10 protein-coding genes are annotated in these 11981 nt (G+C 65.3%); 1 reads left to right on the top strand and 9 read right to left on the bottom strand.

The genetic code is table 11. The features are described 5' to 3' along the window. Positions 1 to 21: 21 nt before the first annotated feature. From CFB40_RS06860 to CFB40_RS06840, 5 genes are all read right to left on the bottom strand, one after another. Positions 22 to 480 carry a DUF4149 domain-containing protein gene (locus CFB40_RS06860; RefSeq protein WP_089424999.1) on the bottom strand — a complete coding sequence of 153 codons (459 nt, stop codon included), beginning with the start codon at positions 478 to 480 and terminating at the stop codon, positions 22 to 24. A gap of 14 nt (positions 481 to 494) precedes the next feature. Continuing rightward, positions 495 to 971, bottom strand: a complete 477-nt coding sequence (greA, locus tag CFB40_RS06855) for a transcription elongation factor GreA (protein WP_057927897.1) — start codon at positions 969 to 971, stop codon at positions 495 to 497. A 118-nt stretch (positions 972 to 1089) separates the two neighbouring features. Next, positions 1090 to 4344 carry a carbamoyl-phosphate synthase large subunit gene (gene carB / locus CFB40_RS06850; RefSeq protein ID WP_089424998.1) on the bottom strand — a complete coding sequence of 1085 codons (3255 nt, stop codon included), beginning with the start codon at positions 4342 to 4344 and terminating at the stop codon, positions 1090 to 1092. Between the two features lie 65 nt (positions 4345 to 4409). Continuing rightward, on the bottom strand, positions 4410 to 5471 hold the full coding sequence (locus CFB40_RS06845) for a 5-bromo-4-chloroindolyl phosphate hydrolysis family protein (protein WP_143329817.1): 1062 nt from the start codon (positions 5469 to 5471) through the stop codon (positions 4410 to 4412). Next, positions 5471 to 6439, bottom strand: coding sequence for a toxic anion resistance protein (locus tag CFB40_RS06840; RefSeq protein WP_256976566.1), 969 nt, complete (start codon positions 6437 to 6439; stop codon positions 5471 to 5473). Before CFB40_RS06840 ends, CFB40_RS06845 begins: the two co-directional genes overlap by 1 nt. 16 nt (positions 6440 to 6455) lie before the next feature. Here CFB40_RS06840 and CFB40_RS38565 point away from each other — a divergent pair, with 16 nt between their 5' ends. Next, positions 6456 to 6674, top strand: coding sequence for a hypothetical protein (locus tag CFB40_RS38565; protein ID WP_179255246.1), 219 nt, complete (start codon positions 6456 to 6458; stop codon positions 6672 to 6674). 5 nt (positions 6675 to 6679) lie between these two features. Here CFB40_RS38565 and leuE read toward each other — a convergent pair whose 3' ends face one another. From leuE to CFB40_RS06815, 4 genes are all read right to left on the bottom strand, one after another. After that, positions 6680 to 7339 carry a leucine efflux protein LeuE gene (gene leuE, locus CFB40_RS06835; RefSeq protein ID WP_046545364.1) on the bottom strand — a complete coding sequence of 220 codons (660 nt, stop codon included), beginning with the start codon at positions 7337 to 7339 and terminating at the stop codon, positions 6680 to 6682. Positions 7340 to 7376: 37 nt separating this feature from the next. Continuing rightward, positions 7377 to 8522, bottom strand: a complete 1146-nt coding sequence (gene carA / locus CFB40_RS06830) for a glutamine-hydrolyzing carbamoyl-phosphate synthase small subunit (RefSeq protein ID WP_041492797.1) — start codon at positions 8520 to 8522, stop codon at positions 7377 to 7379. A 364-nt stretch (positions 8523 to 8886) separates the two neighbouring features. After that, the gene (locus CFB40_RS06820; RefSeq protein ID WP_089424997.1) at positions 8887 to 10104 is read right to left on the bottom strand and encodes an MFS transporter; all 1218 of its coding nucleotides are present in this window, start codon (positions 10102 to 10104) and stop codon (positions 8887 to 8889) included. Between the two features lie 156 nt (positions 10105 to 10260). Next, complete coding sequence (locus CFB40_RS06815) at positions 10261 to 11835, bottom strand: transglycosylase SLT domain-containing protein (protein ID WP_089424996.1); 1575 nt, start codon at positions 11833 to 11835, stop codon at positions 10261 to 10263. Positions 11836 to 11981: the final 146 nt, after the last annotated feature.

Here is an 11981-nt window from a genome sequence, read left to right as displayed (position 1 = left end):
CGGGCCCGCGCGGCATTCGCGTCAGGCGTCGCGCGCCGGCAGACGCCAGATCAGCATCAGCCCCAGCACGCTCTCGACGAGGTAGAACACGCTCGAGACGCCGTGCAGCATCCCGAAGCGGCTCGCATACGGCGAGTTCGCGATATCGGTGCCCGCGTCCATCGCGGCCACCCGCAGCGCATTCATGAACGGCTGCAGCGCGAAATACCCGACCAGCACGCACACGACCATCGCGGCGACGATCCAGCGCACGCGGCGATATTCGCTGCTGCCGCGCCGCACCTGCTGGTTCGACAACGCGAGCAGCAGCACGCCGCACACGACACCGAGGACCGCCTCGATACGGAACAGCTGGGCGGCGACCGAACCGGCCGTCATCCGCTCCAGCGTCTTGAACAGCACGGGCGCGACCGCATACCCGATCGTCAGCAGGCTGCCGACCCACACGGCCGACAGCAGACGGAACACGCGATGCGGCATCACGTCGCCCCGCTTCAGATGTAGCTGACCGAGATGATTTCGTACTCGCGCACGCCGCTCGGCGCCTGCACGGCCGCGACGTCGCCTTCGGACTTGCCGATCAGTGCGCGCGCGATCGGCGAGCTGACCGAGATCAGGCCGTGGTCGATATCGGCTTCGTCGTCACCGACGATCTGGTACTTGACGGTGTCGCCCGACTCGAGATCCTCGAGTTCGACGGTCGATGCGAAAACCACGCGGCCTTCGGCATCGAGCACGGTGGGATCGATGACCTGCGCGGCCGACAGCTTCGATTCGAGTTCCGCGATACGACCCTCGATGAAGCCCTGCTTTTCCTTCGCGGCATCGTATTCGGCGTTTTCGGACAGGTCGCCCTGTGCGCGGGCCTCCGCGATCGCGTTGATCACGGCCGGCCGCTCGACGGACTTGAGGCGCTGCAATTCATCGCGCAGGAGTTCCGCGCCACGCTTTGTCAACGGAATGGTGCTCATAAACGGCTCAATCGCTAAAAACGGCTTTAAAAAAAATCACCGCGATTAAGCGCGTTTCCGATGCACTGGAAACACCGCCTAATCGCGGCACGTGTTGCTTCGACAGGTAACTGACTGCTTAGTTTAGGCGAGCGTGAAGACCTTGTAAATCATAGACTTCCAGATCCTTCAGGTAGCGCAAGCCTTCAACCGCCGCGCGCGCGCCCGACATCGTCGTGTAGTACGTGACCTTGTGCGCCTGCGCGCTCATGCGGATCGAACGCGAATCGGCGATCGCCTGGCGCGTCTCGTCGACCGTCGTGAACACGAGCGCGATCTCGCCGTTCTTGATCATGTCGACGATGTGCGGACGGCCGTCCTTCACCTTGTTCACGACCTTCACCGGCACGCCGGCCGCTTCGATCGCGGCAGCCGTGCCCTTGGTCGCGACGATCGGGTAGCCGAGGTCGTGCAGCATGCGCGCGACTTCGACCGCCTTCGGCTTGTCGGCGTCCATCACGGTCAGCAGCACCGTGCCCGACTCCGGCAGGCGCGAGCCGGCCGCGAGCTGCGACTTGAACAGCGCTTCGCCGAACGTCTGGCCGACACCCATCACTTCGCCGGTCGAACGCATTTCAGGCCCGAGGACCGGATCGACGGTCGGGAACTTGACGAACGGGAACACCGCTTCCTTCACGCTGAAGTACGGCGGCTCGACTTCCTTCGTCACGCCCTGCTGCGCGAGCTTCTGGCCGACCATCGCACGCGCCGCGATCTTCGCGAGCGGCAGGCTGGTCGCCTTCGACACGTACGGCACCGTGCGCGATGCGCGCGGGTTCACTTCCAGCACGTAGATGATGTCCTGCTTCGAACCGTCCGCCTGCGGCACCTGCTGGATCGCGAACTGCACGTTCATCAGGCCGACCACGTTCAGCGCCTTCGCCATCGCGCCCGTCTGGCGCTTCAACTCGGCCACGGTTTCCTTCGACAGCGAGTACGGCGGCAGCGAGCATGCCGAGTCGCCCGAGTGGACGCCCGCCTGCTCGATGTGCTCCATCACGCCGCCGATGAACACGGCTTCGCCGTCGCAGATGCAGTCGACGTCGCACTCGATCGCGTCGTTCAGGAAGCGGTCGAGCAGCACCGGCGAATCGTTCGACACCTTCACGGCCTCGCGCATGTAGCGCTCGAGGTCGCGCGGCTCGTGGACGATTTCCATCGCGCGGCCGCCCAGCACGTACGACGGGCGCACGACCAGCGGATAGCCGATCTCTTCCGCGAGCGCGAGCGCTTCGTCTTCGGCGCGTGCGGTGCGGTTCGGCGGCTGGCGCAGGCCGAGGTCCTGCAGCAGCTTCTGGAAGCGTTCGCGGTCTTCGGCTGCGTCGATCATGTCCGGCGACGTGCCGACGATCGGCACACCGTGCGCCTCGAGGTCGAGCGCGAGCTTCAGCGGCGTCTGGCCGCCGTACTGGACGATCACGCCGACCGGCTTTTCCTTGTCGACGATCTCGAGCACGTCTTCCAGCGTCAGCGGCTCGAAGTACAGGCGGTCGGACGTGTCATAGTCGGTCGACACCGTTTCCGGGTTGCAGTTGACCATGATCGTTTCGTAACCGTCCTCGCGCATCGCGAGGGCCGCGTGCACGCAGCAGTAGTCGAACTCGATGCCCTGGCCGATCCGGTTCGGGCCGCCGCCCAGCACCATGATCTTCTTGTTGGTGGTCGGCTGCGCCTCGCACTCTTCCTCATAGGTCGAGTACATGTACGCGGTCTTCGTCGCGAACTCGGCCGCGCAGGTGTCGACGCGCTTGTAGACCGGGCGCACGTTGAGTTCGACGCGGCGCTTGCGGACGTCTTCCGGCGTCGCGCCGAGCAGCTTCGCGAGGCGGCGGTCGGAGAAGCCGCTCTGCTTCAGGTAGCGCAGTTCGTCGAACGACAGCGATGCGAGCGTGCGGCCGCCGAGCGCCTTTTCCTTCAGGATGATCTGCTCGATCTGCTCGAGGAACCACGGGTCGATCGCGGTTTCCGCGAAGATTTCCTGGGCCGTCATGCCGATCCGGAACGCATCGCCGACGTACCAGATGCGGTCCGGGCCCGGCTCGTGGATCTCGATCGCGATCTCGTCGCGGTTGGTCGACTTCTCGTCGAGACCGTCGACGCCCACTTCGAGGCCGCGCAGCGCCTTCTGGAACGATTCCTGGAACGTGCGGCCGATCGCCATCACTTCGCCGACCGACTTCATCTGCGTGGTCAGGCGCGAATCGGCTTCGCGGAATTTCTCGAACGCGAAGCGCGGGATCTTCGTGACGACGTAGTCGATCGTCGGCTCGAACGACGCCGGGGTCTGGCCGCCGGTGATTTCGTTCTTCAGTTCGTCGAGCGTGTAGCCGACCGCCAGCTTCGCCGCGACCTTCGCGATCGGGAAGCCCGTGGCCTTCGACGCGAGCGCCGACGAACGCGACACGCGCGGGTTCATCTCGATGACGACCATGCGGCCGTCCTTCGGGTTGATCGAGAACTGCACGTTCGAGCCGCCCGTGTCGACGCCGATCTCGCGCAGCACCGCGAGCGATGCGTTACGCAGGATCTGGTATTCCTTGTCGGTGAGCGTCTGCGCCGGCGCGACCGTGATCGAGTCGCCGGTGTGCACGCCCATCGGGTCGAGGTTCTCGATCGAGCACACGATGATGCAGTTGTCGGCGCGGTCGCGCACGACTTCCATCTCGTATTCCTTCCAGCCGAGCAGCGACTCTTCGATCAGCAGCTCGCGCGTGGGCGAGAGGTCCAGGCCGCGCTTGCAGATCTCTTCGAACTCTTCGCGGTTGTAGGCAATGCCGCCGCCCGAACCGCCGAGCGTGAACGACGGGCGGATCACGACCGGGTAGCCGCTGCCGCCGGTGAGCGCCATGATCTCGGCGTGCACCTGGGTCGCTTCTTCCATCGAGTGCGCGATGCCCGACTTCGCGGAACCGAGACCGATCTTGGTCATCGCTTCCTTGAACTTCTGGCGGTCTTCCGCCTTGTCGATCGCTTCTGGCGACGCGCCGATCAGCTCGACGCCGAACTTCTCGAGCACGCCGTGGTGGTGCAGGTCGAGCGCGCAGTTCAGCGCGGTCTGGCCGCCCATCGTCGGCAGGATCGCGTCCGGGCGCTCCTTCTCGATGATGCGCGCGACGACTTCCCACGTGATCGGCTCGATGTAGGTCACGTCGGCCGTGTTCGGGTCGGTCATGATCGTCGCCGGGTTGCTGTTGACGAGAACGACCTTGTAGCCCTCCTCACGCAACGCCTTGCAAGCCTGCGCGCCCGAATAGTCGAACTCGCACGCCTGGCCGATGATGATCGGGCCGGCGCCGATGATGAGGATGCTTTTGATGTCTGTGCGTTTTGGCATGGCTCTGTCAATCAATAAATAAACGTTAATGCTGCATGTCGCGACCGGTTTGCCGGCCGCCGACTTCACAGGGGAGGCGCGCTGGCCTCCCGCTGCTCTGCCTGCTTCAAATCTTCATTCAGGACGCGAAGTAGCGCCTGGAGTCCCTCCAGATCACTCTCCGCCATCTGGTTCTGCACCTTCTCGAACTGCCCGACCAGTCCCTTGAGACCCGCCTCGATTTCACGCATGTGTTCCGCTCGGGACGGGTTCGATTCCGTCAATCCGTCAGCCTTGATGAAAAACCAACCAAGCCTGATCGCGTTGGGCAATTGCGACGCGAGAAAGTGGTTCAACAGGCTGTACCGCTCGGCATCGGTGCCCACCATTCGATGGATACGCTGGCTGGTCCTGATCAGCGCACTCCATTCGTCCTCGATCACACTGCCCTTCAGTTGCGCGTACATCCGGCTCATCTCGGCCATTTGTTCGTCGAGGAGGCTTGACGCCAGTCCGTGCCGGTTCGCCGCCGCACCAGCCACGGACGAAAGCTCGGCTTGCTGCAGCGGCTGCGGCGCCGGTCGAGACGACGACATCCACGCGGTCAGGACGTATTCCCGAATCCAGTCCTGCAGTTCCGGGAACCCGCGGTAATACTTGTGCAACAACCACTCGATCCGCGCGGAGTCCGGGTTTTCCAGCGCGCGCAACCCCCACCAGACGAGCAGCGCAGCCGGCAACACGATCCATCCTACGCTCAGCCAGACCGTCGGCAGAAAATAGGCAAAAGCGGTCAGAAGCCCGATGCCGAGATGGATGCGCGGCACCAGGTACAGGTGGCGAAACGCCAACCCCATCACCGCTCCCATCAGGAAGAGCGACATGCCTGCACCCGCAATCATCACCGCGATCACCCACGGCCCAAAATCCACGAACCGGGCGTGCTTGTCGAATTCCTGCAACTTGTCCACCAGACCGACTGCGGCGACTAGCGACGCCGCGCCGACCCCGACCGCCGTTCCCGCGAACGCGGAACCGTAAGCCACGAATCCGTGCCACAAGCTCATCCACAGCGCACGGACAAAGAGCCGGGTGCCGCCTTTCGGCCGCACCTTGGGCAATTGAAGACGTCCGCTCCAGCGCAGCATTACGCCCCCGCCGCCTGACGCGCCAACGACGTCCGCAGATCCGACTCGAGCTTCTTCAACTCGACCTCGACCGCTGCGCGGTTCTTCCGGCCTTCCGCCTGGATTTCCATCACGTCACCGACCGTGCGCAGCAGCAGTTCATTCGCATGACGCACCGATTCGATATCGATGACGCTACGCTGGCTTGCCTGCTCGATCGACGTAGCGCTGCGGTGCAGCTGCTCGGCATTCTTGCGCAGCAGTTCATTGGTCATGTCGACCACGGCCTGCTGCGTCTCGTACGCCTGCTTCTGCCGCTCAAGCGCAAGCGCGGTGATGAACTGCGCCTTCCATGCGGGAATCGCGGTATGAATCGCCGTATGGATCTTGTCCACCAGCAGGGCATCGCCGTTCTGCACGATGCGGATCTGCGGCAGGCGCTGCAACCCGACCATGCGCGCGAGCTTCAGGTCATGCACCTTGCGCTCGAGCCGATCGATGTTGCGTGCGAGATCCTGCACCTTCTCCTGCTGGAGCGCGCGCTCGTCGTCCGACAAGCCGCTCATCGCGGCCTGCAGTTCCGGCATACGGCTTTGCCGGAATTCGGCGACGTACTGCTCGCCCGCCGTGATGTAGGTGTCCAGGTTCTTCACATACTGGACGCCGTTCGCGTGCAGGTCGTCCAGCATCGCGATGTCGCGACGCATCGCCTCGCGCCACATCTCGAGCCGCAGCGCCACCTCGTTGATCTGGGCCGACACATCCTCGTAGCGGCGCACGAAACGCTCGACTGCCCGCTGCGCGGTGCCGAGCATACGCGAAACGAAACCCTGCTTCTGCAACGACTCCGGATCCAGTGAACGGATCTGGTCCTGCAGATTCGACAGGAGCGCCCCCGCTTCGCCTACATCCTTGCCTTTCACGTCTGCCAGGATGCGATCCGAATACGCGCTGAGCTCGCGCATCGCGTCGTCGCCGAAGGACAGCACGGCAGTGGACGACTCGATGTCGATCGACGTCCGAATGCGCGCGACCGCCCCGTCCGCCTCGTTCCGCGGCGCGGCAGCCGCGGATGCGGCCGTCAAATCGATCGATGCAGTGCTCTCGCTCAATGAATTGCTTCCTGGCGTGTCAGTCAAAATGGTTTCCCCGGATGATTGGTCGATTCTTTTTATTGGCCCGACACCCGACCTGCAAACGCGCAGGCGTTCGCTCGTCGGGTGACCCGCTCAGCTCATCGTGGCCAGCGCGAGCTTCACCGAAAATCCGATGAATAGGCCGCCCACACTGCTCGCCGCGCCTGCTGCAAGCTTGCGGCGGCGGCGGAAGTGCTCGGCAAGCCGCGCCCCCGCGAAGATCAGCGTGCTCAGGTACAGGAAGCTCGCGCATTGCGCGATCGCCCCGAGCACGACGAACGACAGCGCGGGATGCGGGAATGCCGGGTCGACGAACTGGATGAAGAACGAGATGAAGAACAGGATCGCCTTCGGATTCAGCAGGCTCACGATCAGCGCCTTGCGGAACGGCCGCTCGCCATCGACCGCGGGCGCTGCCTCGACCGGCGCATTCGCCGGCGCGCGCAGCTTCTGCCACGCGCTGCGCAGCATGCCGGTGCCGATGTAGAGCAGATACGCGGCGCCGCCGTACTTGACGACGGAGAACAGCAGCGGGTTCGCCTTCAGCAGCGACGCGACGCCGGCGGCGGACAGCACCATCAGCACCGTGTCGCCGACGAACACCCCGCACGCCGCGCGATAGCCGGCCTTCACGCCGCGCTGCGCCGCGAGCGACAGCACGTACATCGAGTTCGGCCCCGGCAGCAGGATGATGAAGATCACGCCGAACACGTAGGTCCAGATATCCGTGATGCCGAGTGCGTGGCCGAACATGATGCGAATCTCCCGTTCTTCGGTTGCGTCGTTGACGTCAGGCGTTGCGCTGCTTCGCCGCGTCCATCAGCGCGGTGAAACGGTCGAACAGGTAGCCGATGTCGTGCGGGCCGGGCGACGCTTCCGGGTGGCCCTGGAAGCAGAATGCCGGCTTGTCGGTCAGCTCGAAGCCCTGCAGCGTGCCGTCGAACAGCGACACGTGCGTCACGCGCGCATTGGCCGGCAGCGAATCCGCATCGACCGCGAAGCCGTGGTTCTGCGACGTGATCACCACGCGACCGTCGCCGAGATCCTTCACCGGGTGGTTCGCGCCGTGGTGGCCCGTCTTCATCTTCAGCGTCTTCGCGCCGACCGCGAGGCCCATGATCTGGTGACCCAGGCAGATGCCGAAGGTCGGCACGCCGCGCTCGATGAACTGCTTCGTGGCCGCGATCGCGTAGTCGCACGGCTCCGGATCGCCGGGGCCGTTCGACAGGAACACGCCGTCCGGATTCAGCGCGAGCGCATCTTCCGCGCTCGCCTGTGCCGGCAGCACCGTCACGTGGCAGCCGCGCTCCGCGAGCATGCGCAGGATGTTGTACTTGACGCCGAAATCGTACGCGACGACGCGGTACTTCGGCGCTTCCTGCATGCCGTAGCCGCCTTCGAGGCGCCATTCGGTCTGCTTCCACTCGAACGGCTTCGTGGTCGACACGACCTTCGCGAGATCCATGCCCGCGAGACCCGGGAACGAGCGCGCGAGCTCGATCGCCTTCGCTTCGTCGTCCGAGCCCGTCAGGATGCAGCCGTTCTGCGCGCCCTTGTCGCGCAGGATACGGGTCAGCTTGCGGGTGTCGATGCCGGCGATCGCGACGACGCCTTCGTCGCGCAGGTAATCGCCGAGCGTGCGGTCCATGCGGAAGTTCGATGCGAGCGACGGCAGATCACGGATGATCAGGCCGGCGGCATGGACTTTCGTGGCTTCGACGTCTTCGGCGTTGACGCCGACGTTGCCGATATGCGGATAGGTGAGCGTGACGATCTGGCGCGAGTAGCTCGGGTCAGTCAGGATTTCCTGATAGCCGGTGATCGCGGTATTGAACACGACTTCGCCGATCGTGTGGCCTTCGGCCCCGATCGAATAACCACGAAAGACCGTGCCGTCGGCGAGTGCAAGCAAGGCGGGAGTAAAAGACGGCAACACGGGAGGCTCCTTGGGGAACACCCTGCTGCCGACCTGTTTACCCTGCCGCGCGAGCGCCGCGCTGCGTGGGCGCGCGTGGTCGCTTGCTGGACGCGACCTGCGTTGTCGAGACGCGAACCCGGCGCGTGGCGCACGAGGCTTCGCGGCATCGCCCGGCAGGCGGCGTGCGGCGGATGAACGGATGAATGAGGTAGGCGCTAGGGTGCGAGGTTGATCAGCACAAACTTTCAAATTATAGCCTGAAAATGGCCCTATCTTCAATTGATATGGCCGTCCGATCGTGCGCGCGCCGCGTCCGGCGACGCGGCGCAACGCGCTGCGGCCCCGTTTACGCGGCCGCCCTACCCGCCAGCGTACCGCCGGATCAGTGCGCTTGACCAGCGCCGCGCGCGGGCCAGACGTACCAGACCGCGCTCGCGAGCTGCAGCGCGAGCAGCACACCCCAAGCGGCGAAGTGCGCGGCGGCCGGATAGCGGCCGTCGACCGCCGGCCAGTGCGACAGCACCGCGCCGACCCCGATCTGGAACGCAAAGATCAGCAGGAAAATCACGAGCGTGAGCGTCGTGTTCGCGCGGCCGATCAGGTGAGCGGGAAAATGCCCGGCCATCACCGCGTAGGTCAGGATGCCGACGCCGCCGAACATCCCGTAGGCGGCCCACAGCACGGCCGGCGGCAACGGCACGCGCGCGACGATCGCGGCCTGCGTCGCGACGAACAGCGCCATGCCGACGCCGCAGAATGCGTACACGGACACGCCGCGCCGCTCGAGCACCCGCGCCGCGGCGCCGAAGCCGACGCAGCCGGCCATCATCGCGAAGCCGAGCACCGACACGAGGCGCGCGGCATGCGGCGCATCGAACCCCGCGACGTCGCGCAGGTACGGCCCGACCCACAGCGACTGCATCGCGTAGAACACGCCCTGCGTGACGACGGAGAACGACGAAATCTTCCAGAACGCGCGGCTGCTCAGGATATGCCACGTGCCCTTGAACTGGCTGACGAGCCCGCCCTGGTGGCGCACCTGCTGCGCTTCCGGTGCACCGAGGCCGATCGACGCCGCGACGATCACCGTCAGCACCGCGAGGCCGAAACAGATCGCGCGCCAGCTCGTCCAGCCGAGCAGCCAGGTCAGCGGCGAGCCGACCATCACGCCGCCCAGGCCGCCCACGGCCATCACGAGGCCGTTGACGAGCGGCAGCCGGCCGACCGGGAAATGCTGCGCGAGCGCCTTGAACGCCGCGCCGAGACACACCGAGACGCCAACGCCGATCAGCAGCCGGCCGACCATCATCGTGCCGAGGCTGTGCGCGGCGCCGAACACGGCCGCGCCGGCGGCCGCGAACAGCAGCATGCCGGCCGTCACGCGGCGCGGGCCGAAGTGGTCGAGCATCACGCCCGCCGGGATCTGCGCGCCCGCGAAGCCGAGGAAATAGAGACTGGTGAGCAGGCCGAGATCGGCGGCCGACAATCCGAGCTCCTGCGTGACGAACGGCGCGAAGCCCAGATTGACGCCGCGAAACACGTACGACACGAAATACCCGACCGAAAACAGCGCGAGTACCCTCACCTGCACCGACGACATCTCTTCCCCTTCTTATATGAAGACCTGCGAAGCAGCGCCCCCGCGCCGCGCACAAACAAAAACGCCGTCACCTCGGTGACGGCGTTTCTTGCATTTCGTCGGATGATACCGCAACCGCGCGAACCGGGCCGGCCGCACGATGCGCGCGCGACGGCGTTACTTCTTCTTGCCCTTGTGCGCGGCGGCCTTGGCCGGTGCCGCTTTCGCGGGGGCCGCCTTCGCCGATTTGGCCGCCGGCTTCGCCGCGCCGCGCTTCGCGCCGTGCGACTTGCCGCCCACCGCCAGGCTCGCGCGCTCGATGTGCGCCCCGCCGGCCGACGTCGCGATCCGCTCCGGACCGGGTTCCGCCGGTACCGAACGGCCGACCGGCACGTGCAGCACGAGCGCCTGGCCCGGCATCACGAGATCGCGGTGCGTACGGTTCCACGCCTTGAGCTGGCCGACCGACACGCCGTAGCGGCCGGCGAGCGCCGCCATCGACTGCTTGCGGCGCACGCGGATCAGCATCTTGCGCGTGTCGGGTACGTCGGGTTCCATCGCGAGCGCGCCGTTTTCGGCGACGTCGGCGCTGATGTCCTCGTCGTCGTCATCGCCGCGCGGCACGACGATCGTCGAGCCCGGCTTCAGGCGCATGCCGGCCGGAATCTTGTTGATCGACATCAGCGTATCGGCGTCCACGCCGATCTTCTCGGCGATCGCGGCCGGCCGCGCCCGCTCGCTGACCGTATAGGTGGTCCACGACGACAGCTGGCCGTTGTACGCCTTCAGGTTCTTCTCGAACGCCGACGCGTTGTCGAACGGCAGCAGGATCTGCGGCTCGGTCGCGCCGAGGATCACCGGCTTCGAGAACGACGGGTTCAGCGAGCGAAACTCGTCGAGCGACAGGTTCGCGAGCTTCGCGGCCACCGCCACGTCGATGTCGCGCGACGTCGTGACCGTCACGAAATACGGGTGGTTCGGGATGTCCGGCAACGCAAGGCCGTACTGCTGCGGATTCGCGATGATGTTCTTCACCGCCTGCAGCTTCGGCACGTAGTTGCGCGTCTCGTTCGGCATCCGCAGGTTCAGGTAGTCGGTCGGCAGGCCGGCCGCCTGGTTGCGCGCGATCGCGCGCTGCACGTTGCCCTCGCCCCAGTTGTACGCGGCCAGCGCGAGATACCAGTCGCCGAACATGTCATGCAGGCGCGACAGGTAGTCGAGCGCGGCGCTCGTCGACGCGAGCACGTCACGGCGCTCGTCCTGCCACATGTTGCGCTTCAGGTTGTACGTGCGGCCCGTGCCGGGCATGAACTGCCACATGCCGGCCGCCTTCGCGACCGACAGCGCCTGCGGGTTGTACGCGGACTCGATGAACGGCAGCAGCGCGAGCTCGGTCGGCATGTGACGCGCCTCGAGTTCCTCGACGATGTGGTACAGGTACTTCTGCGAGCGCTCGGTCATGCGCTGCACGTAGTCCGGGCGCTGCGTGTACCACGTGGTCTGCATGTCGACGAGGTCGGTCTGCAGGTCGGGCATCTGGAAACCGCGGCGGATGCGACCCCAGAGATCGGAATCCGCACTGGTCAGGTCGCCGACGGATTGCTTGTCGACGTCGACCGTTTCTTTGGCGGTGGCTGATTTGCGGAGGTAGGTGGACGTCGCCTGCGAATCGGCGGCGTTGTTGGCGACAGGGGCCTGGCTCGCACAAGCGGCGAGCAGCAGAACCACCATCGCACTCAATATAAGTCGCATGAAAATCTCTGCTTCCGACGGCTGGAAATTGCAGGCGATACTACGGAAGTGCGTGCTTCACGTCAATAAAAACACCGAAAACTCAGCGAAATCCTACATTTGGAGCAATTTTTACAGACTCCGCTTGAGCTTTGGAGTCCTCCGAA

This window comes from Burkholderia sp. AU31652, assembly GCF_002223155.1.
GTDB lineage: Bacteria > Pseudomonadota > Gammaproteobacteria > Burkholderiales > Burkholderiaceae > Burkholderia.
Note: the sequence above shows the minus strand (reverse complement) of the source record. Positions and strands in the feature narration are given on the sequence as shown.